Here is a 24,476-nt window from a genome sequence, read left to right as displayed (position 1 = left end):
ATCCGGCGTCCCGCCTCCAAGGCGTAGGTGACGATTCAGAAACAACGTCGAGCCCACTCGAAAGTGAGCATCTCGCTCTGGGCGCGGTTTAGGATGGGTAGAGCGCCAGCGAAACCGATCCTCCAGACCGGCGCGTTGCCGGGTTCCGGTCTGATGCCCTTGGCGCGAGCTGGATGGGTTTCGCTGACGCTCTACCCATCCTACATGTTTCGGTTGTTTTTGAATCGTTCACTCCAACACATGACGCATACCGCACCTGGTGCGGTTTAAGGTGATTCCGGGAAAGCATCGACCAACATGTAGGGGCGACTTTAGTCGCCCGGTAAGCATTGGCAACACGCACGGCCGGGATGATCATTCCCGGAAATCGCCTAAAGCCGCGCCAGCAGCTCGGCCTTTTTGGCGTTGAATTCATCGTCCGTGAGGATGCCCTTTGCCCTGAGATCGCCGAGACGTTCGATGGCGGCGAAGATGTCGCCCTCACTCCCTCGCTGACTCGGTGCGGGTTGGTGCGGTTCGGGGCGGTCCTGTGCATAGACAGGCGGAGCCTCCACGGGTTGGCCGTTGCGCGAGACGACCGGAAGGCGTCCGAGATCGATGGTGCCGTACTGGCTGCCGAAGCTGATCGAGCCGCCCATGCCTTGCTGCTGGGAGAAGCCGCCGATCTGGTGATCGAGCGTGTCGTAGACCCAGACATCTCCGCCGGTGTTGACCGCCAGGCGCCGTGCGTCGGCGAAATAGGCGTACTTGACGTTGTTCTGACTCCCGGTCGCGTTCGGTGCGCCGAGCGCTTGCGGCCACCAGTGATCGGCGGGGTCGGGCACGAAGAGATCGGACTGACCGCGGAATCCCCCGCTGGTTTGGTTCTGAAAGGATCCGCCGCCTTGGCTTTGGGACTGAAAGCTCCCGCTCTGAAGCAAGCCGGGCTGGTTGGCGAGCAGGTTGGCGAGCTCGCAGCAGAGTGCGTCGACCCGGCCTTTGAGGGCGGAGTTGAACATGTCGCCGAGCATCAGCATGCCGCCCTGCATCCATTGGCCCGAGCCGCCGAATTCCGGGTGACTGAACTGGGCCATGCCGCCGTTGCCGTTGAGCACGGCGACCAGCATGTGCATGACGGCATCTTGGCTGAAGCCGTGACGCCGAGCGATATCGTCGACGATCTGTTGGCCTTGGGGTGTCAGGTGTTGCATCTTTGAGGTTCCGGGATGGTTGTCTGATGCCCGGCACGCTAGCACAAGGTGGTCCGGGGTGTCGGTTCGGCCGCTGGTCGGTCGTCGCGGCCGCAAACGGTGCGGCGGACGACACCGAGTCTAAACCGCGTCCAGAGCGACATGCGTCTTTTTCAGTGTGCGTTTGGCTTCGGAGATGTCCTCGATCCCGGTGAGACGCGGTATGGAATTTAATTTTTTTGAAGACTTTAGGCGATTTCCGGGAATGATCATCCCGGCCGTGCGTGTTGCCGATGCTTACCGGGCGACTAAAGTCGCCCCTACATGTTGGTCGATGCTTTCCCGGAAATCACCTTAAACCGCACCGGCTCCGACAGTTTTCGGAGCTGGCGCGGCCGATCCACTTCACCACATGACGCCTATCGCACCGGGCGCGGTTTAGGCGGCCTGTCGCTCGGCCTCGACCATGATCTCCCGAGCCGGTCCAAGTGGATCCGCGCCGATGGTGCCGACCAAGGCATCCAGGTAGGCGGGCTCCTGCACCCGCGCCAGATCGGCCTTGGCGCGCGCCAGGCGCGCGGCGGCATCGAGACGGTCGGCCTCGTCGGCGTAGTGGCGTAGCTCCATGAACTGCTGCAGGTTCAGCACCATCCTCCGAGCGAGCTGGATGTCGCGCTGTTGCTTGATCTGCAGCCGTTCGCGATACCAGTCGGAGCTCAAGAGGGACGCGCGGGTAAAGAGGTTGCGGATCACGGGATCGTGGACCTTTCGCCCCTGATAGTGGCCCTCCGCCATGATGTGGAGCAGGGCTGCGAGCGGCGGACAGGCATCCTCGATGCTGCCGTCCTCGAGATAGCGTCGGGCGACGCGCTCTTGTGCCTCGCAGATGTTCTCGATGCCGTCGACGAAGACCTCCAGACTCTGGGATTCCGGACGCAGGATGGCCGAGGTGAAGACCGCGCGCGGGTTGTCGAAGATCTTGCCCATGAAGTGGGCGACGAAGCGCTCCGTGATGCGGTAGCCGAGCCGACTCGCCAGCACGGTACGGCCCTGGTGCTCGAAGTCTTCAAGGGGCTCCAGATAGTCGTTGGCGATTAGGTATTGCGGATCGCGCTCCTGCTCGGTGAGACGGGCCCAGATCTCCGGAATCAATAGGGAGACGTCGTGGGACACCTTCACGTCCGGGCCGATGTGTCCGGCGGAGCTCGAGAATCCGGCATACCCGGTGAGGATATAGGACACCAGTGCGTTGTTGAGATCCACGGTCGGGCGCACGGCATTGAACGGCGCTTTGGTCAGCGCACCTTCGCTGCCGGCACCGGTCGTGGAGGGGGACTTGCCGGTGAGCGAGCAGATGAAATCCATGAAGAGCTCGGGCAGCTCTTGGTAGTGGATCGGGTTGTAGACCGCGAGCGCACGGATGCCGGGCTCCGGCGGGTTGTTGCGCCGTCCGGTCAGGACCGCGTCGACCGGGTGGCAGATCGGGATGTCCAGAGGCAGCTTACGATGGAGGCGTGCGCCCATCTCGGCGACGTACTTGCGCACCGGGTTGACCAGGTCCGGGCGAACCTGAAGGTAGCGCGGGTTCTTGGATGGATTGCCGTCGACCAGCCGCGGGTGGGCGGAAGAGACGACGGCGAGGCCATCGCGCGCCGCCTGCTCGAGACGCTCGCGCATGGGTGCGGTGAAGGTCGAGAGGGTCAGAACGTCGCCGATGACCGCTTCCAGCGTCGGTCCCGCCAGCGGCTCGAAGTTGGCCATGAAGTTGCCGTTCTGCGCCATCTCGAGCTCGGTCTGCTTGTCGAAGCCCGGGATGATGGCATCGTCCGGGCGCTGGAACAGACGGTACTCGCAGTTTCGGGCGAGCTTGAGGCTGTATTCGCCCTCGCGAGCCGCGGCTCTGCATCCGCTGACCGCACCGGGCGGGATCACGACCGAGGCGGTAATGTCGTCTTCCATCTGGATCTTCTCGGCGGCGATGAAGTCTTGGCGCAGCTTGAAGGTTCGCCACTTGCTGTCGAGATCGAACCCGACCCGAAGATAGGTCGCCACGATGCGTCGCCCGAAGGCCTTGAGCTCGTGCCCGGGCGCCCCGTCGACCTCGTCGACCGAGAAGCGGTCGCGCCACGCCTCGCCCCAGCTCGGACGGTAGAGACGCTTGATCATGAAGGTCAGGGCCAGCAACCGCGGGGGGATCATCGTGAGCCAGGTGTTGTACTCGCGCGTATGACTCGGCGAGGGGGTCAGCAGCTTGATCAACGAGCCCAGGCTGCGCTCCGGGGACAAGGGCTTGCGCCCGGCGTCGTGGTCCTCGTGCTCGAAGCCGGGACGGAAGCGGTCCCGGTACTCGCGGTCGAAGATTTCCTGTACCCGGTCCAGATCCTGATTCAGATCGTCGACGAAGATGGGGCCGTAGAGCACGGCGTCCTCGAGCGACTTGGAGATCTCGGACTTGCCGCCGCCCGAGACGGTGCAAGGCTTGTGACAGAAGGTCCCTTCCGCCTTGGTGCCGATGAGACGCCAGGACGGCGCGCCCGGGTGCTTCTGCATCTCGATCTTGTAGCCGTTGGGCTGGATGTAGATCTTGTCCGGCTGCAGCCGGATGGTACGTGTCGTGCCCTCGTGATCCCAGGTGATGCGCTGGGCGAGAAGGTCCATGCGCAGGTTCTGCGGGACATAGACGACCTGCGGGACGCGTTTGTCGATCCCGTAGCCCTCCGGCTGCAGATCCATGATCTCGCCGTAACGCGCGGCCACATCGGCAAAGGAATAACCGGGCTCGCGCGTGGACTGATCCACGCCGAATTCCTCGCCATGGTTGAAGCGCGGGAACGCGAGTGCACCGCCAGAGTGCTCCTCCTCGGCCATGCCGAAGAGGTTGGCGGCGAAGCTGACCTGAGTCTTTACCTCCTTCTTGCAATAGCCGAAGTAGTTGTCCGCCAGGATGGTGACGATGACCCCGGAGGCGTCGCGTGCGGTGATCTTGAAGGCATTGCCGTCGTTGTAGCGTTCGGCCGGATCGCTCCAGCACATGCCCTCCGCACGCTGGCGACCGGTCGCGTGGTCACGGTGCGGCAGCCCCAGCGCCTGCTTGGTGAGCTGCGTCAGGTGCGGGGCGAGCAGGACGCAGCCGGTGTGGCCGGTCCAGTGATCGACGTCCAAGGCGGCATCGAAGTCGGCAAGATAGGGATTGCCGCCGTTGCCGAAGATGCTCTCGACAAAATCCAGGTTGGAGACCAGATTGCCCGGCGCGAAGAAGCGGATCTCCATCTTCTTCTCGGGCTGAAATCCGGGCACCTCCGGGCAGACCAAGGGACGCAGCAGCAGCGAGACGAACATGCGTGCCGGCTCGCTGTGGTTGGCCGTGAAGGGGATGGTCAGCAGGTCGTCGGGCGGATCGAGCGCGGCCTCGAGCAGCTTTGCGAAGACCGCCTTGGGCACCGCCTTCTTGTCGCCCGGGATGGGCAGCCCGCCCTCGGCGACGTGAAAAGATCCCTCGGTGGTGCGGCGGTCGCTTGCCGGGTTGTGAAGCACGCCTTGGGCCACGCGATAGCTCGAGATGATGTCCGAGGTGAAGACGTCGCTGTCGACGGGGACGGAAAGCTCGCGGGCCAGTCCGTGACGGTCCAGGATGAAGGATTGGAAGGGCAGGGTCGGGATTCGATCCAGCTCCAGATCCTCGAAATAGCGCCCCAGGAAATCCTGGATGCGTCGGTCCACCGGGCAGTGGTAGGTCGACAGGAGCCGGTTCTTCTCGCGATAACTCAGCAGCAGATCGTGGGCGATCTCGATGAACCCCGCCGTCGCTGCCGTGCCGCAGGACGGTTGACCGGAGGAGATGAGCTTGAAGTTGATGTAGAGATGCAGCTTCTGACGGTCTTCGGCCGACAGCGATGCATAGGGTCCGTCGGGGAGAGCGGCGGACGCGCCGGTGTGGAGACCAAGCTCGCGAATGGGATCGATCATGTCGGTGACCTGCAGTGTTGGGCGGGGCCTGCCGCGCGGGCACGGCGCTCGTCGTTGCGAAAGGCATGCGAGGCGGCGTTCTGTAGGGGAGTTAAGCACAAACGACGCCACGTGGCGCGCCCAACGTCCGGTGGTATCTCCATGCTTGAAGTGTCGGATTTTAAAACTGTCCCCGTCGATGCCGAAGCGCTGGGGTCTGACCCCGGCCGACATGACCCCGGCCGACAGGCACCGAGCGCGAGCCCCGGGAGTGTCGGGTTGGACGCGACCCGCCGGCCTTCAGGCGTGGGAAGATGTCGACTGCAAGTCGACGATCCCGGGGCGTTCGCCGTTCGGCGACGTTTGTCGGCCTGGATTAGGGGCGGAGTGACGATCGGCGCGCAGCGGTAAGCCCGGGTCGCGACGACAGACGGAACGCCTGTCGCATTGATTCGGAACAAGGATCGAGCGCTCTCGCACCTTCGTGGTGCGGATCAGCCGGCGGCGCCCGAGGTCTTCGCGGCGGTGCGTGCGCCCGAGTCGGTTCGCTCCGGCGTCGGCATTACGCCCGCGAGATCGCCCCGAAATCACCGGGGTTGCTCTCGGTATAACGGTAGCCAGCCCCACGCACGGTCGCGATCGGCTCGCCGCACGGGCCGAGTTTTTTTCGGAGTCGACCGATGTAGACATCGGGATATGCAAGAGATGGCCGGGCGGAGCGCGGGACGGGTTGCACGGGGGCGCTTGACCTTCGATGGGCAACCATGTGAGGGTCAAACCCAGGCGCAAGACTCGACTCCGGTGCGGCAGGCCGCGGAGTACTCCGGGATCCGAGGCCAGCTCACGGGGACGATAAACGAGTACAGCGAACGAACGGCAGCACACGACGGAGTGATAACGATGCACGTACTAGTGACAGGCGGCGCAGGGTACATCGGCAGCCATACCTGCGTGGAGATGCTGGCCGCGGGAATGGACGTCGTGGTGGTGGACAACCTCTGCAACAGCAAGGAGGAGTCGCTGCGGCGGGTCGGCGAGATCACGGGCCGGACGCCGACCTTCATCCAGGCGGATCTGCGTGATCGCGCGGCACTCGATGCGATCTTTCGGGACGGCGCCTTCGATGCCGTCGTCCATTTTGCCGGACTCAAGGCCGTCGGTGAGTCGGTCGAGCTCCCGCTTGACTACTACGACAACAACGTCGGCGGGACCATCACACTCTGTCGGGCGATGTCCGCCGCCGGGGTGAGGAATCTGGTCTTCAGCTCCTCGGCCACGGTCTACGGGGATCCGGCGACGGTGCCGATCCGGGAAGGGTTTCCGCTGTCGGCGACCAATCCCTATGGCCGCTCCAAGCTCTTCATCGAGGAGATCCTGCGCGATCTTCACCTCTCCGACGCGACCTGGAACATCGCCCTGCTGCGCTACTTCAATCCGGTCGGCGCGCATCCGAGCGGTCGGATCGGCGAGGACCCCAACGGCATTCCGAACAACTTGATGCCCTATGTCGCACAGGTCGCGGTCGGCAAGCTGCCGCGGCTGCGCGTCTTCGGCAACGACTATCCGACCCCGGACGGCACCGGCGTGCGCGACTACATCCATGTCGTCGATCTGGCGCGCGGGCATCTCGCGGCGCTGCATCGGCTTGCGCCGGGGCCCGGCGTTGTGGTCTACAACTTGGGCACCGGGCACGGTTACAGCGTGTTGGATATGGTGGCGGCCTTCGAGCGTGCGAGCGGGCGTCCCGTGCCCTACGAGATCGTCGCGCGCCGCGCCGGGGACATCGCCGTCTGCTATGCCGATCCGGCGCTCGCCAAGGCGGAGCTCGGTTGGGAGGCGCAATTCGGGATCGACGCGATGGTCCGGGACAGCTGGCGTTGGCAGTCCGAGAACCCGCAGGGGTTCGGTGACTGAAGGCGCGCCTGCGCGGGACGCATCGGGCGGGTGACCTTGCCGACATATCGCTCCGGACGCGATTTAAACCGGGAGATTCAGACCGATCCTCGCACCCCCGAGCCTCGATGACGCGACGCTGAGGCGCCCACCGTAGGCCTCGCAGATCTCGCGTGCCACTGCGAGACCGATGCCGTGACCGGGCACGGCCTCGTCGGCGCGGACGCCGCGGGCGAGGAGACGTTCGGCATCCCGCGGTGGAATGCCGGGCCCGTCGTCCTCGATGGCGATGACGAGCAGCCCTTTGGACATTTGGGCGCCGATTCGGACCTCCGATCGGCACCATTTGAAGGCATTGTCGAGCAGGTTGCCGAGCATCTCCATCAGATCCCCTTCGACACCGTTGATCTGCAGCTCTTGCGGGAGCGCGAGCGTGACCTCGACCCCTTTGTCGCGATAGACCTTTGCGAGCGAGGCGAGGAGACGTTCCGCCACGCGTCGGATCGGCACCGGCGGAGCGAGTATGGATGCGGGCGCGGTGCCCGTGCGGGCGCGTTGCAATTGGTGCGCAACGATGTTGTCCATCCGCCCGAGCTGCTCCTCCATGAGCGCGCGTGTGTTCTGTCCGGAGGAGGCATCGCCGACGGCGCCCCGCATCACCGCGAGCGGTGTCTTGAGGCTGTGCGCGAGGTCGCCGAGTGCATTGTCGAGACGCATCTGGCGTGCCTGCGCATGGGCCAGCAGGCCGTTCAGATTGTCGGTCAGGGCGCGGATCTCGGTTGGATAGGTGCCGAGAATCTTCGCCTGTTGGCCGGACTCGATCGCGGCCACCTCGGCGCTGACGCGCCTTAAAGGCGCCAGCCCCCAGGCGAGGATCAAGACCAGTGCCGTCAACATGAGCGCGGCCATCGCACCGAGCCAGACCGCGAGACTGCCGCGAAAGCGCCCGACCTCCTCGTTGAAGGCCGCCATGTCCTCGGCGACCAGGAACACATAGTGGCGCGGCAGCTCCCCGGTTTCCCAGGACACGCCGAAGCCTTCCACCAGATAGCCCTCGCCGTCGCCGCCCCGTCTGAGCTCGAGCCGACGCTGCCCCGGCAGGAGGTCCATCGGGCTCGGCTCGGGGATTCCCAGCGCGGACGCGGATTCCCAAACCAGCCGATCGGACATGTCGAAAACGCGTGCGTACAGACCTGACCCGGGCAGGCTGAAGCGGGCCTCGGCGAGTGCATCGGGGAAGACCAGGCCGTCGTTCTCGGCCTCCGCGGCGGCCATGAGCAGGAAGATCTGCGCGAGCAGACGCTCCTCGCGCGAGGATTCGGCGGTGTCGCGGAAGGCCCGTTCCAAGGCGAGGCTGGTGAGCAGCATGAAGACCGCGAGCACCGCGGCGGCGGAGGCGACGACGCGTGCGCGCAGCGACATCAGGCGGAACCCGGGTGCGCGTCCTCGCGTGCGAGTGCCAGGCGATAGCCGCGTCCGCGCAAGGTCTCGATCGGCGCGAGCGAGCCGTCCGGGTCGAGCTTGCGTCGCAGGCGCCCCAAGAGCACTTCGATGACGTTGCTGTCGCGATCCTCGTCGTGCGGGTAGAGCCGGTCTGCCAGGGCTTGCTTGGAGAGGACGCCGCCGCGGGCGCTCGCCAGCTGCTCCAAGAGCCGATATTCGTACGCCGTCAGCTCGGTCGGGCGCTCGTGGATCCAGACCGATTGGGCGACCAGATCCATGCGCAACGGGCCGATGCGCAGCTCGCGAGACGCCGCCCCGTTGGCTCGGCGGATCAGGGCGCGCAGTCGGGCCAACAGCTCCTCGGCCTGAAAGGGTTTGGCGAGATAGTCGTCGGCGCCGGCCTCGAGGCCCTCGACCTTGTCCTGCCAGCGGTCGCGCGCGGTCAGGATGAGGATCGGCAGGAGACTGTCGGCGGCGCGCAGGCTACGGATGATCTCCAGCCCGCTCATCCCGGGCAGGCCGAGATCGATCACCGCCGCGTCGAAGGGGTATTCGGTCGCCAGATACAAGCCTTCGCGACCGTCGCCGGTGCCCTGCGCAATGGCGCCCTCACGAGCAAGACGCTCGATGATTTGGCGACGCAGCTCGGCCTCGTCCTCGATCACCAAGACATGCATAGGCTCATCCTTCAGCGGCCCGAGACGAAGACGTATTTGACCTCGCCGGACGGTGTCAGAACCTTGACCTGATAACCACCGTCGGCCGCCTTGACGGAGAGCACGCGACCGCCGCCGGTTTGGCGCCGCGCCTCCTGTTCCGCTTGGGAAGGGCTCATTTGTCCTTGGCCCGACTTATCGCGGCCCCACGCCGCCCCGGTCGTCGCGGCGACGGCGACGAGGAGCAAGACGGCGAGGGCGACTCTGGTCTGGCGCATGGTCTTCTTGGCTCCGGGATCCGTTCCAGGTGCGGGTGAATCTAGCACAGACGGCCCGTCGGGCCGAAGGCATCCGGGTACCGCATCGCATTATCTCGGGTATCGGTCGCTCCTGTATCCGCGCTCGGGCGGATTCAGGATGACCGAGCGGGGCGGGACATAACCGCGAATGGCGTGGCCGCCGTATTCCGGGGTCGTGATGGTGGTGGTGCCGCGCTCGGGGCGATAACGGCGGGGGTAGGGGTCGCAAGGAGGGCCGCGATCGCAGCGCCATTGCCGACCGTCGCGCCCTTCCCACATGGGGGGCTCCCGCGCCTGCGAGGTCGCAGGCGCGAGGGCAAGGGTCGCGAAACCGACAGCGGATAGGATCAACAGCGCCCGGCGCTTGATGTTCATGGACGATCTCCGGGGCAGCGACGGGAAACCGATACCCGTCATCACCCCAAGAGTAGAGCATCCACGCTGAACCGTACCTGAACAGCAGTGCTGTCGACATCCCTGAGTGACGCTTCAGAAACGAGTTGAGCGTGTTTCACTCGTAGGATGGGTAGAGCGTCAACGAAACCCATCCTCCAAACCGCCATGTTGCAGAGTTTCGGTCTGATGCCTTGGCGCGGGCTGGATGGGTTTCGCTGCGCTCTACCCATCCTACTGTTTCGGTTGTTTTGAGTTGTTCCTTACCCCTTGAGCCGCCTGCGCATCGCGTGCAGGGTCGGCTCGGTGTAGCCGCTCGGCGCCTCGCGGCCCTTGAAGATCAAGTCCGACGCGGCCGCGAAGGCGATGCCGTCGAATCCGGGCGCCATCGGGCGATAGACAGGATCACCGGCGTTTTGCGCATCGACCACCGCGGCCATCCGCTTGAGCGACTCCATGACCTGTTCGCGCGAAACGATCCCGTGATGTAGCCAGTTGGCGACATGCTGGCTCGAGATCCGCAGGGTCGCGCGATCCTCCATCAGGCCGACGTTGGCGATGTCCGGCACCTTCGAGCAGCCGACGCCCTGATCGACCCAGCGCACCACATAGCCCAGGATGCCCTGACAGTTGTTGTCGAGCTCCTGCTGAATCTCCTCCGCACTCCAGGCGCACGCCGGGTCGAGCGGGATCTGCAGGATGGTATCCAGGCTGGCCCGTGGTCCGCCGGCGGCCAGCTCGGCTTGGATGGCGACCACATCGACCTGGTGGTAGTGCATCGCATGCAGGGTCGCGGCGGTCGGGGAGGGCACCCAGGCGCAGTTGGCGCCGGCCTTGGGGTGACCGGACTTGGTCTCGACCATGGCGCGCATCTCGTCGGGCATGGTCCACATGCCTTTGCCGATCTGGGCATGACCGCGCAGACCGCAGGCGAGACCGACATCGACGTTCCAGTTCTCGTAGGCCAGCAGCCAAGGCGCGGTCTTCATGTCGCCTTTGCGCAGCACCGCGCCGGCCTCCATGTCGGTGTGGATCTCATCGCCCGTGCGGTCCAGGAAGCCGGTGTTGATGAAGATGACCCGCTCGGACGCGACCCGGATGCACTCCTTGAGGTTCAGCGTGGTGCGGCGCTCCTCGTCCATGATGCCGATCTTGACGGTGTTGCGGGCGAGACCGAGTGCATCCTCGACGCCGGCGAAGATGTCCACCGCGAGCTGCACCTCCGCGGGGCCGTGCATCTTCGGCTTGACGATATAGACGCTACCCGTGCGCGAGTTGCGACGGGCCCCATAATTGGGATGGATGTCGTGCAGGGCGCAGGCCACCGTGATCAGCGCATCGAGCATGCCTTCCGGGATCTCATTGCCGTCGGCATCCAGCACGGCATCCGTGGTCATCAGATGGCCGACGTTGCGCACCAGCATGAGCGAGCGGCCGGGCAGGGTGAGTGTCCCGCCGAGCGGGGTGCGGTAGGTCCGGTCCTCGTCCAGGGCGCGATCGACAGGCTTGCCGCCCTTCTGGAAACGGGCGGTGAGGTCGCCCTTCATGAGGCCCAGCCAGTTGCGATAAACCTCGACCTTGTCTTCGGTGTCGACGGCGGCGACCGAGTCCTCGCAGTCCTGGATACTGGTCATGGCCGATTCCAACAGCAGATCGGCCACCCCGGCGGGGCTGTCGCGACCGACCTGATGCTCGCGATCGATCCGGATCTCGACGTGCAGGCCGTGGTTGACCAGCAGGATGGCATCCGGCTTCTCCGGGGTGCCCAGATAGCCGACGAACTGCCCCGGCTCCGCCAGCATGGTCTGGCTGTTGTCCGGCAGGCAGACGACCAGCTTGCCGTCCTCGATCCGATAGCCGCAGGACTCCCCGTGCGAGCCGCGGTTCAGCGGTGCGGCCTCGTCGAGGAAGGCGGCGGCGCGGGCGATGACCTCGGCGCCGCGTTTGGGGTTATAGGTCTTGCCGCGTTCCATCCCCTCGGCGTCCGGGATCACATCGGTCCCGTAGAGCGCGTCGTAGAGGCTGCCCCAGCGGGCGTTGGCCGCGTTGAGCGCGTAACGTGCGTTGCTCACCGGCACGACCAACTGGGGACCGGCGGTCTCCGCGATCTCCGTGTCGACGTTCGCCGTTGTGACGCCGAAAGCGGGGCCTTCGGGAACGAGATAACCGATGTCCGAGAGGAAGGCACGGTAGGCGCCCTGATCCAGTGCTCGACCGCGATGCTCGAGGTGCCAGGCATCGATACGGGCCTGCAGCGCGTCACGCTTTGCCAGAAGGGCGCGATGACGTGGCGCGAGCTCCTGGACCATGTTCTCGAAGGACTGCCAGAATGCGTCGGGCGCGATGCCGGTACCGGGCAAGACATCGTCGTTGACTAGATCGAACAAGGGCTGCGCGACCTTCACGCCGCCCACATCCATACGCTTTATCATGATCTCGATCTCCAACCCTCGGGTCGCGAGGGCCATCTCAGTGGTATCGGAATGCCGTGGATTGTTGTCTTCAGCCTCCGAAAAAGCGAATCGGCACGCGTCTCGGGCTGATCACCGAAGATGCGATGATCCAAGCGCGCCCGATTTCCAACTAGACTAAACCGCGCCCAGTGCGGTATGCGATGTTTTTGGATGGGATCGGCCCCGGCGGATTTCAGAACCGCTGGAGCCGGCGCGGTTTAAAGTATTAAAAAATATAAAATTTAAACCGCGTCCCCCGCTAAGGGTCGTGGATCCACCAAACTTCGAGCTCACTCGAAAGTGAGCATCTCGCTCTGGACGCGGTTTAAGATGGATGCTTTGTTCGACCGGGGCAATCTTTGCCCAATGAATTCCGTCAAGTTAGAGGATTCGGTGATCCAATGCTTCGAGAGTGCTGCGCCGGCTCGCCGCCGGGTCCCGGGGAACGAAAGATGAAGCGCCGAAATTCATGAAACACTTCTTGCGGCGGTCGCCAGCCCTGCGCATTGCCCTGATTTACTTCGTCTTCGGGCTCGCTTGGATCTTGGTTTCGGACGTGCTGCTGTCGCTTGCGACAGGCGAGTTGGGAATCCTGTTGGGCATGAGCCTGACAAAGGGACTGCTGTTCGTCACGGTCACCGCGATCCTGCTCTTCTGGTTGCTCAAGACCTCTTTCGAAGGCGCCCTGGAGTCTGAGCCCTCGGCCGTCGAGAAGCCGATCAAGCCCGTCAAGCCACTTCGGATGATCTTGGGCTTTTTTGCGCTGTTGACTCTGGTCCCGATTTTGAGTCTCGGTGTGGTCTTGATTCATGCTCCCCAGCTCGAGCGTGATGCCTATTCGAATCTGAATGCTGTCGCCGCGCTCAAGGCCGATCAACTGGAGCAATGGTTGGCTGAACGGCACGGCGATGCGTTGCTGCTCGCGTTCGATGCACGCTTCTCTCAACGACTCGAACAATTGCTCGCCGACTCGTCTCCGGATCCGACCCTCGCCGCGGTCGTTTCCAGCCGTCTTGCCGCACTTATGGAGGTCTACGACTACGTGGGCGTTCTCGTCGTCGCCCCTGACGGCGAGGTCGTGCTGAGGATCGGCGCGCATTCCGAGCTTTTGCCGCCGCTCGACAGCTTGACCTTGCGTGCACAGCTCGAGAATCGCGTCCTGCAGAGCGCGCTCCATCGCGACCAGGACGGCGGCGTTCGGCTCTCTTGGGTGATCCCGTTCTCGGGCGAGGAGGGCGGGGGGCGACGTGCGGTCGCCACCATCGTGTTGTTTGCGGGAGCCGAGGCTTTTTTGTATCCGTCCCTGCGCGCGTGGCCGACCGCGAGTCCGAGCGCCGAGACCCTCTTGGTGGAGCGTGAAGGCGATTTTGCAGTCTTTCTGAGTGCCGCCCGGCATCGCGAGTGGATCCCGCTGGTTCGAAAGGTTCCCTTGGGCGATCCGCTTCCGGCCACGGCTGCGTTGCTGCACGACAGCGACGTGGGGCACGTCCCGGGGAAGGATTATCGCGGGATCGAGGTGCTTGCCGTGTTTCGTCAGATCGCAGGGACCAACTGGCGCCTGATCGCCAAAGTGGATCGTGCGGAGGTCATGGCGCCCCTGCGGGTGTTGACCTACTGGGTCAGTCTGGTTGCCTTGGCCGCGCTGTCGGTGATCGCGACGTCCGGTTACTTCTTCTGGCGTCTGCAGCAGCGCACCCATCGCCTGGAGTTGGCGGCGCAGGCCGCCGCGAAGGATCGGCTGTTGATGAAGTTCTACGAGCTGCCCTTCGTCGGCATGGCGATCACCTCGCCGCAGACCAAACGCTGGATTCGCTTCAACGATCGGCTCTGCGAGATCTTCGGTTACTCGCGCGAGGAGCTGGCCGAGATGACGTGGGTCGAGTTGACCTATCCGCCGGATCTCGACGCGGACCTGGCCGAGTTCCAGCACGTCCTGGCCGGGACGTCGGACGGCTACGCGATGGAGAAGCGCTACGTGCGCAAGGACGGGGGGATTGTCCATACCGAGATCGATGTCCGTGTCGTGCGGCACGAGGACGGCGCCGTCGATTATTTCGTCGGGACCGTCGCCGACATCAGCGAGCGCAAGCGCCAGGAAGAACGTCGACGATTGGCTACAGCGCTGTTCGACAACACGCGCGAGGGTGTCGTGGTGACGGATCGCGACACGCGCATCCTCCAGGTCAACAAGGCGTTCGTCGAGCTGACGGGTTACAGCGAGGGGGATGTACTCGGACGAACACCGGGATTCCTTCGGTCGGATCGCCACGACGCCGCCTTCTTCGATGCCATGTGGCGGAGCCTCGAAGACACCGGCCATTGGCAGGGCGAGCTGTGGAACCGGCGCAAGAACGGCGAGCTCTATCCGGTATTGCTCAACATCAGCGCGGTCAGGGACGATGCGGGGCGGGTTATCCAGTATGTCGGCGCCTTCGCGGATCTGTCGCGCATCAAGGAGTCCGAGTCTCGGCTGGATTTTCTGGTCTATCACGATCCTCTGACCGAGCTGCCCAATCGTCTTCTGCTCGTCTCGCGCCTGGATCACGCGATCGACGTCGCGGCCCGCGAAGGCCAGCTCGTGGCGCTGCTGCTGCTGGATTTGGACCGCTTCAAGGACGTCAACGACAGTTACGGTCATCCCGCGGGCGATGTTCTGCTCCGACAGACGGCGCGGCGCCTCGGCGGTTGTCTGGTTGCGGCCGATACCTTGGCCCGTCTCGGCGGAGACGAGTTTGCGATCTTGCTCGAAGATATCGTCGATCCGCAGGACGCCGCCCGTGTCGCCGAGCGTTTGATTGCGGCATTGGGCGAGACCACCAGGCTGCCGGACGGCAGCGAGGTGCGCATCGGCGCCAGCATCGGCATCAGCGTCTACGAGGGGCACAACGAGGATGCCGGGGAGATGCTGCGTCAAGCCGACGCGGCCCTCTATCGGGCGAAGGAGGGGGGGCGCAGTCGATTCGATTTCTACACCGAGGATCTGACCCACAGCGCGCGGCTGCGCGTGGAGACCGAGCGGAGGCTGCGCTGCGCTTTGGCCGAGGGCCAACTGGTCGCGCATTATCAACCTCAGGTCGAGATCGCCACCGGACGCGTGATCGGTGTGGAGGCGTTGGTGCGCTGGCGAGATCCCGAGCGCGGCCTGATCCCGCCCGGCGAGTTCATCCCCCTCGCCGAAGAGACGGGTCTGATCGGAGCGCTCGGCGAGTGGGTGCTGCACGAGGCTTGCCGCCAGGGCGTCCGCTGGATGGAGGCCGGCATTGCCCCCTTGGTCGTCGCGGTCAACCTCTCGGGATATCAGCTGCGTCAAGGCGACATCGTCGAGTCCGTCGCGCGGGTGCTTCGCCAGACTGGTTTCCCGGCCGATCGGCTTGAGCTCGAGCTCACCGAGAGCGCCCTGATGGAGCGCGAGGGCGATACGGCAGGCGTCCTCGACCGTCTGCGCGCGCAGGGTATCCGCATGGCGGTCGACGACTTCGGAACCGGCTATTCCTCCTTCGCCTATCTGCGCCGATTCCGTCTGGACGTCCTCAAGATCGATAAGGGTTTCATCGACGAGATCGACCAACAGCAGGATGCGCGCACCATTGTCGATGCGATCATCGCCATGGGTCACGCCTTGGGGTTGCAGGTCTTGGCCGAGGGCGTCGAGACCCAATCCCAGCTCGGCATCCTGCGCGATCAAGGCTGCGATCTCTTCCAAGGCTATTTGAAGAGCCGGCCCTTGGATGCCGATGCCGTCACCGCGCTGCTGCGCACCGATGCGGGCTGATCCTTGACGCTGCAGCGCGCGACCCGACGCCGGCCCGTCCGATGACGGACAGGCTCACCCCGGCCCAGCGCTCGCGCCTCATGGCCCGGGTCGTCGGCAAGGACACCAAGCCTGAATGGATCCTGCGCTCCGCGCTGCATCGGCTCGGGTTTCGCTATCGTCTGGGCGGGGGCGGACTGCCGGGCCGTCCGGACCTGATCCTGCCCAAATATCGCGCCGTCGTCTTCGTACACGGCTGCTTCTGGCATCACCATGCCGATTGCAAACGCGCAACCCTGCCGCGGACCAACGCCTCCTTCTGGAAGGAGAAACTCGAACGCAATGTCGCGCGCGACGCCGAGGCCATCGCGGCGCTCGAGGCCGCGGGTTGGGGGGTCGTCGTGGTCTGGGAATGCGAGCTGTACCGCGATCCGGTCGCCGCTGTGTCTCGCGTGGTTGCGGCATTGACCGGGGAGCTATCGTGCCCGAGGATGGCGGCTGCGATATCGGGGCACTCGATCCCCGTCGGTTACTGCAGGTCGCCGAAGAGAAGCGACGTTACCGGATCGGCCCCAAGCCACTCGACGAGGATCCTGATCAAGAAGGGTAACGCGCGTCGGTTCGCATTTCACCGGAAAATTGACTGGCATCCGCGCTGACATGCATGGGTTGCCCATCGAGGAATGTGAATAGCTCGGCCAAATCGAATTCCGGAGCCGCCGGCATGCCTTAGAGGTCGTCGACCAGCTTCAAGCGGCGTTCGATTCGGTCCAAGCGATCCTTGAGCCGGTCTATGGTTGCCTGCTGGCGCGCGATATCCTCGGCGGTTCCTGCCTCGTCGCGGCGAATCCCGGCGATCGCGGATTCGACCCGATTGATGCGATGCTTGACGTCGTTGAATTCGTTGTGCATGTCGGTCTGCAGCGCTGTGATCTGGTTCCGAAGAGCACGGAACTGCTCGAGAATAATGTGCTCGATGTTTTCGGTCATGGCGAGAATCTCCATCGGATTGCTGTTGTCCGGGATTCAGAGTGCCGTCTTGCTCGCGTCGTCCGACGTTGGGTTGGAACGATGCCGGCCACGCAGGAGCTCCGCTTGCTCTTGGGACCAAACGTAGACGCCATGCTCGTAGCCGGCGGTGCTTATCGGCGCTTGCCGCCGAACAACCGTCCGAAGAGTCCCGATGCGGGTGCCTTTGCGGGCGTTTGCTCGGCCAGCGTCTGCGCAGCCTCTGCGGCGGCCTTCGCATCCTCGGCCTCCGCGGTCTGCCAGGCGGTGCCGAGCGTCTCCCAACGCGGATCGGCGCTGTCCAGGCTCCAGGCCCGGATGTGCTTGTCGACGCTGCCGGAGTAGAGCCACTTGCCGTCCGGGCTGAAGGCGACGCAGTAGACGTCTTTTTCGTGTCCGGTCAGGCGCGACATCTCCGCGCCGGTGAAGGCGTCCCACAGCACGATCGTCTTGTCCGCGCTACCCGATGCGATGGTCTTGCCGTCGGGGCTGAAGACGGCGCTCCACACCGGATAGGTGTGCTCCTCCATCTCCATGATGAGCCCGCCCTTCTCGAGGTCCCACAGACCGATCGAGCCGTCGACGTTGCTGAGCAGGAGGCGGCTGCCGTCCGGGCTGAACTGGGTGCTGTTGATGCCGTTGTTGATGACATCCAGGCGCAGCAGCTCATCCCCGGAGGCGACATCCCAGACCGCCATGGTGCAGTCGCGGCTGCCCGAGACCAGGCGCGTGCCGTCGATGGAGAAGACCACGCCCTGCACGTATTGAGGATGTCCCTCGATGGTGCGTAACAGGGTGCCGTCGGCGGATGTCCAGATACAGATGGTGCCGTCTTCGCTCCCGGACGCCAGCAGCTCGCCGCCGGGCTGGAAGTCGACGCTGTAGACCAGGCTGCTGTGGCCGCTTTGGCTCCAGAGTGCCGCGCCGGTGGCGACGTCCCAGAGACGCACGGTGGTATCGGTACCGCCCGAGGCGACCCAGTGGCCGTCCGGGTGGAAGCGCACGGTGTAGACGCGCCCGTCGTGACCCCGCATCTCCTGCTCGACGCGCCCTGCGGCGACGTCCCAGATCTTGACCAGGCTGTCCCAGCTCGCGGTGGCCAGGCGCTGGCCGTCGGGGCTGAGGGCGAGTCCGTAGATGGTGTCGGTTGCGGCCGTGCGCGGCACGGAACGCCAGTGCGGGGTAGGCATCGCGGTCTCCTTTTGACTGATGCGAATGGATGTTGAACCGCGCCCGATGCGGTCTGCGGTGTTTGTTGGATGGGCTTGTCCGCGCCGGCTCAGGACTCGATCATCTGGTCGAAGCGATGGCCGGGGCGCACCATGGGGATAACGTTCTCGGCCTTGTCGACCCAGACATCGACCAGGACCGGGCCGGGCTCGGCCAGCGCTTGGGCGACGCCCTCGCGCAGATCCTCCGGATGCTTGATGCGCTGGGTCTTGAGGCGCGGATAGACATATTTGAGACCGGTCAGGTTCGGGATCTGGCGCCGACAGGTCTGGTCCAGATCCATGCAGTCCGGGTCGCAGCTCGCGTCGCGGGCGAGACAGGTCTCGTAATGATGGCCCTCGTCCATCATGTCTTCCCACTGGCGGACCATCCCGAGAAAGCTGTTGTTCAGGACAAAGATCTTGAGCGGGATCCGGTTGGCGACCAGGGTGCCGAGCTCCTGGATGTTCATCTGAAAGCTGCCGTCGCCGTCGATCAGGACGAGCGGGTGGACCGGGTCCGCAAACCAGGCCCCGATGGCCGCGGGCAGACCGAACCCCATGGTCCCGAGCCCGCCCGAGCTGATCCACTGGCGCGGCCGACGGAAGCGATAATACTGCGCCGACCACATCTGATGCTGGCCGACACCCGTGACCAGGGTGGCCTCGCCCGCAGTCAGCTCGGAGATGATCTCCACGACGGCCTGCGGCTTGATGTACTCGGACTGCCCGTAGGGCTTGGGCATCTGCTTGCGCCATTGCGCGATTTGGGACAGCCAGTCGCGATGATCGGCGGCCTGTCCGGTGCTTAGGGCGTGCTCGAAGAAGGCGCCGAGCTCAGCGACCAGGTGCAGGTCGGTCGCGATGGTCTTGTCGATCTCGGAGGGGTCGATGTCGACATGGGCGATGCGCTTGCCGACCGCGAAACCCTTCACCGCGACTCGGTCGTCGAACCGCCCGCCGAGCGAGAGGATCAGGTCCGCGTCGCGCAGGGCATAGTTGGCCGGAATGGTGCCGTGCATGCCAGGCATGCCGAGGTTGTGCGGCAGCTCGAAGGGCAGCGCGCCGAGCGCGTTGAAGGTGGTGGTGACCGGGACGGCGAAGCGCTCGGCGAAGGCCCGCAGTGCCGTCGCCGCGTTGGCATGGATGACCCCGCCGCCGGCCTTCACGACCGGGCGCTCGGCGGCGGCAAGCGCGGCGAGGATGGCATCGGCCTTCACCGGGTCGAATGCAATCGGCTCGCGATGACGGATCCGGGGCGGGTTCTGCCCGCTCGGATCTCGGCTCGTTTGGGCCAGCTGAACATCCTTGCAGATGTCGACCACGACCGGCCCCGGCCGACCGCGGATCGCCAGCGCATAGGCCTCGCGCAGCACCCACTCCAGATCGCGGACGTCCTTGATTAGGTAGTTGTGCTTGGAGATCGGCCGCGTAAAACCGACGGTATCGACCTCCTGGAAGGCATCGGTGCCGATCGCTGCACTCGGCACCTGGCCGGTGATGAAGAGCGTCGGGATCGAGTCCTTGTAGGCGTCCGCGATGGGCGTGGCCAGATTGGTCGCGCCCGGTCCGGAGGTGGCGATCGCCACGCCGACCCGTCCGCTCGTCCGCGCATAGCCTTCAGCGGCATGACCCGCACCGCCCTCCTGACGACAGAGGATGAATTTGGGTGCCGGATCACGGCGACGCATCCGCCGATTCAACTCGACATGCAGTGGAATCACGGCCCCGCCCGTATGGCCGAAAAGATACTCGACCCCGAGGTCGGTCAGGACATCGAAGAAGATGGCGGCTCCGGATCGGGGGGCATGGCTCATGGGGCGAATGACCAAGGCTCGACGTCTAAGAAGCCGGTTATCATACCCTCACATGGCGCAAAGGGCAGGATGGATCGCCAACCGGGCAGGGCTTTCGGTTATCCTCCGAGCCTGGTCGGTCCCCGTGCGCCTCCCGGGTGGCGGGACATCAAGAATCGCGATTGAGGACGTTGTCGATGCAAGCGATCGTAGGGCGGCTTGAAGGACTGTTTGAGCGATTGGGGCGGGTGAATTACGAACGACTTTTCGTCGCCTCTGTCGTGGTTGCGACACTGACGGGGTCGCTCTATGTCTACCTCGTAGACTTTTATTTCGCGGGCTCCCCGGATCAGGTCGTTGCCCGGGATCCGGGGCTTGCGGACCGGGTGGCTCCGATCGGACGGGTGACCCTCGCCGAACCTGTTGTTGCCGAGCCTGTTGTTGCGGAGTCCGCTGTTGCCGAGCCCGTTGCTGCGGAGCCTGCTGTTGCCGAACCCGTTGCTGCGGAGCCTGCTGTTGCCGAACCCGTTGCTGCGGAGCCTGCTGTTGCCGAACCCGTTGCTGCGGAGCCTGCTGTTGCCGAACCCGTGGCAGAGACCGCCGCCGCTGCGACTGACGCGCCGGCTGACGAGTCGCTGCCGGTTGAATCGTCCGCCGAGGGCGGCGTCGCCGAAGCGGCTGCATCCGACGCGGGGTCGCCTGATGTGGCCGCGGCCTCGGATGCATCGCCCGAACCATCGCCTGAGCTCTCGACGCTTCAGGCCGAAGGTCCTGCCGCGATGTCCGCGGATCCGATCGAGGCACCGTCCGCATCGACCGAGGCGGACGGGGTGGTTGCGGGCGAAGCCGAGCCATCGGTCCATTCAGAAGAGCTTCCGACGACCGGCCCCGCCGTGACGGTCGAGCAGCCGCGTCCGGCGCCGATCTACCCACCGGTTCCGCCGGGCTTCATGCCGATGCCCGCACAGGGTTACGCCCCGGTCTATCCGCACCATCAGGCGCCGCCCGGGGTGGCTCGCCAGGCACCGGGCGCGCCGTCTTGGTCCGCTCCCGGTCCCTATCAAGCCTATCCCCCGAGCCTCTACGAACGCTCCGTGGCGCCTCCGGCCGGCTATCGGCCGCCGCAGGGCTGGATGCGCTGAGGTGTCGCGTGCCGGGCTCGGGATTGACACGAGGCGCGGATCCTGCGCCGCCGAGGGTCACCCCGCGACCGGCCGTCCCGCCCCGCGGGATGACCCTCCGAGGTTCTCATGATCGGCTGCCGTATCGACAGGCGTTGGCGCAGGCCGAGATCGCCTTGACGACTGCGCGGATGCACCTCGACGACACGCGGGTGACGGCCCCTGTGGACGGCTATGTCTCGAACCTGCAGCTCGGGGAGGGCACCTACACCGACGCCGGCGTGCCGCAAGTGGCGCTGGTGGCCGTGGACTCCTTCCGCGTCGAAGGCTATTTCAAGGAGACCGATCTGCCCAATATCCGCATCGGTGCCCCGGCGGCGGTGACGCTGATGGGCTATCCGGACCGACCGTTGGCCGGTCGTGTCGCGGGTATCGCGTTCGGGATCGAGCGCCGTCACTCGGCATCCGTTCCGGGCGATCTGGCGCAGGTCGAGCCCATGTTCGAATGGATCCGTCTTGCCCGGCGGATTCCGGTCCGGATTCGTCTCGACGCGCCTCCGGAGGGCATCGTGCTGCGCGCGGGCTTGACCGCGAGCGTCGCCGTCAATCCGACCGGCGCGATCGGGGGCGCGCCCGACGCCGACCTCGACTCCGACTGACGGGGCGAGCGGCGCGCGCCTGTACAAGGCGCAACCCGTCCACCATGCCGCTGATCGCGCGCACCTGGAACCCCCCCGCAGCGCTCAATGCGCTGAAGACCACGCTCGGCGTCATCGTCGCCTGGGGCATCGTGCTCCGGCAGCAGCTGCCGGATCCCTTCCTGGCGCCGGTCGCCGTTCTGTTCCTGCAAACACCCTACCTCGGCGCATCCCTGCACAAAGGACTCATGCCGAGAAAACAACTGCCCCCGGACGGACTTCGGCCGGCACTGGCGGGACGCATTCCAGGCCACCCTGCGCGAGCTCCTGCGTAAGCTCGATCAACCGCGTAACCCGGTCAGTCTCGCCGCGCTCGATGCCAATCGCGACCTCGCCTTGTCCGAGGTCGCACGCGTCGATGCCCTGCGCCGCGGCGGCGATCCCCCGCCGGGCGCCGTCTATATCCTCGGGATCGCGGGACACTACATCGGGGTCGCGCGCGGGTTGCGGACGTTCGCCGAGGCGCTCGAGGCGATCGACTGGGCGGCGTGGCGGGTGCCCCGCTTCTAAGCGGGCGAGCTGGCCGGCGCGACGCGCGGCAAGCGCAACGAAGAGATAGGCCCAGCCGTTGAAGATCAGTACTTGAAGGCGTCGACCAGCTGAAAGGTTCCGCCGACGATGAGCAGCGCTCCGAAGAAGACCACGCTGACGAGCGTGAGTCCGAAGGTCATCCCCTTCCCGACGGTGCCGAGGATGATTGAGAGGATGCCGAAAGCGAGAAGCCATCTCCAATTGCGGCTCAGATCGCCGAACAGGGGGGTGCTGCGCGACGGGTGTATTCTAGTCGTTCTCCATGCGTGATCTCCTATAATGGCACTTGGCTCGGTAGGCTGTGTTCAACTCGGTGCAGGGCTCGGATCGCGGCAACGGCCGGTCCGGAGCCGCCGTGAAAGCATATGCCGGCCCGGCCTATCGGCCTATGACGATGACAGGTACGCTCGTCTGATCCGGACGTTGCAGCCAGCTCGATTTTCCAGTGCAAAGGAGGTTTTGACCGCATGGTTTCTCACTACAACATGATCATCGTCCCGGTGGACGGCTCGGAAGGCGCCTCGCGCGCTGCCTTGTTCGCCGCCGATTTGGCGCGTGCCACCGGCTCTCCGATCCAGCTTCTGCACGTGTTCTCCCCGACCAGCAACGAGCTGATGGGCATGGCGCATCTCCCGCGCACACAGATCGACTCGATCAGTCACGAAGCGGCCAACATCGCCTTCACCAAGGCACGCGAGGCGATCGGCAAAGCGGATGATCTGACGATCGAAGAGAAGGGTGTCTGGGGTGAGCCGCGCGAGGAGATCGTTGCCGCGGCGGAGGCCGCCGACGCCATGATCGTGATGGGCCGCCGGGGTCTCGGGAAGATGCAGAAATTGATCATCGGCAGCGTCTCGGACGCGGTGATCCGTACGGCGCATCGTCCGGTAACGGTGGTGAGCTGAGCCTCCAGCCGCCAGCTTCGATTTGGCTGAGCTGGCGGCAGGAGGCTAGAAGCCGGACGCTGTTGCGCTCAGACGGCGTAACGCAATACCGCCGCCAGCGCCTTGCCGTCCGGGATGTCCTCCGCGCGCACGCTCAGCACCTCTCCGCCGGACAGGAGCACGCGACGGGCGATCTCGTCGATGACCCCGTAGGTGTCGGCGCTCGCGGCGTCAGCGAAGGTGACGGTGCCGTCCGCGTCATCGACCGTGCCGTTCACTACCTGATCCATGTCGACCAGCAGGCTCTGCACGGCGCCGAAGGTTGCCGCGCGTGCGGTGCGGGCGATGTCGGTGGTGGCCCGATCCTCGTTGGCGCGTTGTTGGAAGAGCGCGTTCCAGTCGGCGATTTGCGACCGATAGAGCTCATCGAGCAGCGGGCGCGCGGCGGCGGCCAGCTCGGTCTCGGACAGGCGCTCCGGATTGCCCTCGATCCCTTCGGCGACCAGATGCGGATAGCTGTTGACCGAGCGATAGATGGCGCCGAGGCTCTCGACCGAGGCCAGGATCAAGGGGGTCGAGCTACCGGCCAGGAGACCGCGCAGGGCGCCATCGACCGTGCGCGCGTACTGCCGTAGCCGGACCTTCTTGCCTTCCGATCCGCCGATGCGCCCGCTGTAGGAGCGGGTTGCGATGCTCGCTTCACCGACCGACGAGGCGGCGTCAGTCGGCATCCCCGCGACCTTGACCTCGCTCGCCGGCAGGTCCGCCGAGACCTCGATCAGGCGCACGCCCCCGTCGGCCAAGGCCAAGACGTAGCCGGCGTTGCAGAAGTTGACCGAGCGCAGCAACGGCTTCAGGTGAAAGCGATCGGAGACCTTGACCAGGGGTTCCAATGCGTTCGGGACGCGGAAGGTCCGCAGATTGTCCGGGGTGGCGAAGACCACCAGACCGTGGGCCTGAAAACGCCAAAATTCGTTGTCCTCGACGAGATCGTCCAACTCCTCGATCAGGTCGTTGACGCGCCGCTTGTCCGCCCCCGCCGCCTCCAACTGAGTCAGCGCCTCTTTGGTGAGGTTCTTGAGCAGGATGCGATCGGCGTCGGTTTCGGTGCTGATCGGCGTGGTGGGCAGGACGATGGTCACCGCGATGTCGTGGCGCTGGGTCGCCAGGTCGGCCAGCTCGTCGGCGGTCGGAAGATCGAGATAGAGCATGCGTCGTCTCTCCGGTG

21 protein-coding genes are annotated in these 24,476 nt (G+C 65.2%); 8 read left to right on the top strand and 13 right to left on the bottom strand.

Annotated features, from left to right (window positions below):
- Positions 1 to 371: 371 nt before the first annotated feature.
- The 3 genes from KFB96_RS11175 to KFB96_RS27545 form a co-directional block, all read right to left on the bottom strand.
- Positions 372 to 1,190 carry an SHOCT domain-containing protein gene (locus KFB96_RS11175; RefSeq protein WP_213461359.1) on the bottom strand — a complete coding sequence of 273 codons (819 nt, stop codon included), beginning with the start codon at positions 1,188 to 1,190 and terminating at the stop codon, positions 372 to 374.
- A 417-nt stretch (positions 1,191 to 1,607) separates the two neighbouring features.
- Positions 1,608 to 5,135: a hypothetical protein gene (locus KFB96_RS11170; RefSeq protein ID WP_300971577.1), complete on the bottom strand. Its 3,528-nt coding sequence runs from the start codon at positions 5,133 to 5,135 to the stop codon at positions 1,608 to 1,610.
- A 541-nt stretch (positions 5,136 to 5,676) separates the two neighbouring features.
- The gene (locus tag KFB96_RS27545) at positions 5,677 to 5,880 is read right to left on the bottom strand and encodes a winged helix-turn-helix domain-containing protein (protein WP_366931577.1); all 204 of its coding nucleotides are present in this window, start codon (positions 5,878 to 5,880) and stop codon (positions 5,677 to 5,679) included.
- A gap of 134 nt (positions 5,881 to 6,014) precedes the next feature.
- Between KFB96_RS27545 and galE the strand changes: the two genes are divergently transcribed.
- Entirely contained in the window at positions 6,015 to 7,028 is a 1,014-nt protein-coding gene (gene galE / locus KFB96_RS11160; protein ID WP_213461355.1) for a UDP-glucose 4-epimerase GalE, read from the top strand.
- 63 nt (positions 7,029 to 7,091) lie between these two features.
- Here galE and KFB96_RS11155 read toward each other — a convergent pair whose 3' ends face one another.
- The 5 genes from KFB96_RS11155 to KFB96_RS11135 form a co-directional block, all read right to left on the bottom strand.
- A complete protein-coding gene (locus KFB96_RS11155) occupies positions 7,092 to 8,429 on the bottom strand; it encodes an ATP-binding protein (RefSeq protein WP_213461353.1) in 1,338 nt (445 codons plus the stop codon).
- Entirely contained in the window at positions 8,429 to 9,127 is a 699-nt protein-coding gene (locus KFB96_RS11150) for a response regulator transcription factor (RefSeq protein WP_213461351.1), read from the bottom strand. The genes KFB96_RS11155 and KFB96_RS11150 overlap by 1 nt, the downstream gene beginning before the upstream one ends.
- Before the next feature lie 11 nt (positions 9,128 to 9,138).
- Positions 9,139 to 9,384 (bottom strand): PepSY domain-containing protein, encoded by a 246-nt coding sequence (locus KFB96_RS11145; RefSeq protein ID WP_213461349.1) that lies wholly within the window; start codon positions 9,382 to 9,384, stop codon positions 9,139 to 9,141.
- Positions 9,385 to 9,474: 90 nt separating this feature from the next.
- Positions 9,475 to 9,780 (bottom strand): hypothetical protein, encoded by a 306-nt coding sequence (locus KFB96_RS11140; protein ID WP_213461347.1) that lies wholly within the window; start codon positions 9,778 to 9,780, stop codon positions 9,475 to 9,477.
- A 281-nt stretch (positions 9,781 to 10,061) separates the two neighbouring features.
- On the bottom strand, positions 10,062 to 12,230 hold the full coding sequence (locus KFB96_RS11135; RefSeq protein WP_213461345.1) for a malate synthase G: 2,169 nt from the start codon (positions 12,228 to 12,230) through the stop codon (positions 10,062 to 10,064).
- A 490-nt stretch (positions 12,231 to 12,720) separates the two neighbouring features.
- Here KFB96_RS11135 and KFB96_RS11130 point away from each other — a divergent pair, with 490 nt between their 5' ends.
- Both KFB96_RS11130 and KFB96_RS11125 read left to right on the top strand, forming a co-directional pair.
- Positions 12,721 to 16,023, top strand: a complete 3,303-nt coding sequence (locus tag KFB96_RS11130; RefSeq protein ID WP_213461343.1) for a bifunctional diguanylate cyclase/phosphodiesterase — start codon at positions 12,721 to 12,723, stop codon at positions 16,021 to 16,023.
- Between the two features lie 41 nt (positions 16,024 to 16,064).
- Positions 16,065 to 16,661, top strand: coding sequence for a very short patch repair endonuclease (locus KFB96_RS11125; protein ID WP_213501934.1), 597 nt, complete (start codon positions 16,065 to 16,067; stop codon positions 16,659 to 16,661).
- Positions 16,662 to 16,731: 70 nt separating this feature from the next.
- Here the strand turns inward: KFB96_RS11125 and KFB96_RS11120 are convergent, their stop codons facing one another.
- From KFB96_RS11120 to ilvB, 3 genes are all read right to left on the bottom strand, one after another.
- On the bottom strand, positions 16,732 to 16,992 hold the full coding sequence (locus tag KFB96_RS11120) for a hypothetical protein (RefSeq protein ID WP_213461340.1): 261 nt from the start codon (positions 16,990 to 16,992) through the stop codon (positions 16,732 to 16,734).
- A gap of 152 nt (positions 16,993 to 17,144) precedes the next feature.
- Positions 17,145 to 18,200, bottom strand: coding sequence for a WD40 repeat domain-containing protein (locus KFB96_RS11115; protein ID WP_213461338.1), 1,056 nt, complete (start codon positions 18,198 to 18,200; stop codon positions 17,145 to 17,147).
- Positions 18,201 to 18,289: 89 nt separating this feature from the next.
- On the bottom strand, positions 18,290 to 20,035 hold the full coding sequence (ilvB, locus tag KFB96_RS11110; protein WP_213461336.1) for a biosynthetic-type acetolactate synthase large subunit: 1,746 nt from the start codon (positions 20,033 to 20,035) through the stop codon (positions 18,290 to 18,292).
- Positions 20,036 to 20,211: 176 nt separating this feature from the next.
- Here ilvB and KFB96_RS11105 point away from each other — a divergent pair, with 176 nt between their 5' ends.
- From KFB96_RS11105 to KFB96_RS11090, 4 genes are all read left to right on the top strand, one after another.
- Positions 20,212 to 21,156, top strand: a complete 945-nt coding sequence (locus KFB96_RS11105) for a hypothetical protein (protein ID WP_213461334.1) — start codon at positions 20,212 to 20,214, stop codon at positions 21,154 to 21,156.
- An 89-nt stretch (positions 21,157 to 21,245) separates the two neighbouring features.
- Positions 21,246 to 21,794, top strand: a complete 549-nt coding sequence (locus KFB96_RS11100; protein ID WP_213461333.1) for an efflux RND transporter periplasmic adaptor subunit — start codon at positions 21,246 to 21,248, stop codon at positions 21,792 to 21,794.
- Between the two features lie 44 nt (positions 21,795 to 21,838).
- The gene (locus KFB96_RS11095; RefSeq protein ID WP_213461332.1) at positions 21,839 to 22,108 is read left to right on the top strand and encodes a hypothetical protein; all 270 of its coding nucleotides are present in this window, start codon (positions 21,839 to 21,841) and stop codon (positions 22,106 to 22,108) included.
- Positions 22,109 to 22,169: 61 nt separating this feature from the next.
- The gene (locus KFB96_RS11090; protein ID WP_213461331.1) at positions 22,170 to 22,343 is read left to right on the top strand and encodes a hypothetical protein; all 174 of its coding nucleotides are present in this window, start codon (positions 22,170 to 22,172) and stop codon (positions 22,341 to 22,343) included.
- A 65-nt stretch (positions 22,344 to 22,408) separates the two neighbouring features.
- Here the strand turns inward: KFB96_RS11090 and KFB96_RS26725 are convergent, their stop codons facing one another.
- The gene (locus KFB96_RS26725) at positions 22,409 to 22,504 is read right to left on the bottom strand and encodes a hypothetical protein (RefSeq protein ID WP_300971576.1); all 96 of its coding nucleotides are present in this window, start codon (positions 22,502 to 22,504) and stop codon (positions 22,409 to 22,411) included.
- A gap of 327 nt (positions 22,505 to 22,831) precedes the next feature.
- Between KFB96_RS26725 and KFB96_RS11080 the strand changes: the two genes are divergently transcribed.
- Complete coding sequence (locus tag KFB96_RS11080; RefSeq protein WP_213461330.1) at positions 22,832 to 23,269, top strand: universal stress protein; 438 nt, start codon at positions 22,832 to 22,834, stop codon at positions 23,267 to 23,269.
- Positions 23,270 to 23,337: 68 nt separating this feature from the next.
- On the opposite strand, the gene KFB96_RS11075 is transcribed toward KFB96_RS11080, so the two are convergent.
- Complete coding sequence (locus KFB96_RS11075; RefSeq protein ID WP_213461328.1) at positions 23,338 to 24,459, bottom strand: hypothetical protein; 1,122 nt, start codon at positions 24,457 to 24,459, stop codon at positions 23,338 to 23,340.
- Positions 24,460 to 24,476: the final 17 nt, after the last annotated feature.

This window comes from Thiocapsa sp., assembly GCF_018399035.1.
GTDB lineage: Bacteria > Pseudomonadota > Gammaproteobacteria > Chromatiales > Chromatiaceae > Thiocapsa.
The sequence above is the reverse complement of the archived record's forward strand: the minus strand, read 5'-3'. Positions and strand labels throughout refer to the sequence as shown.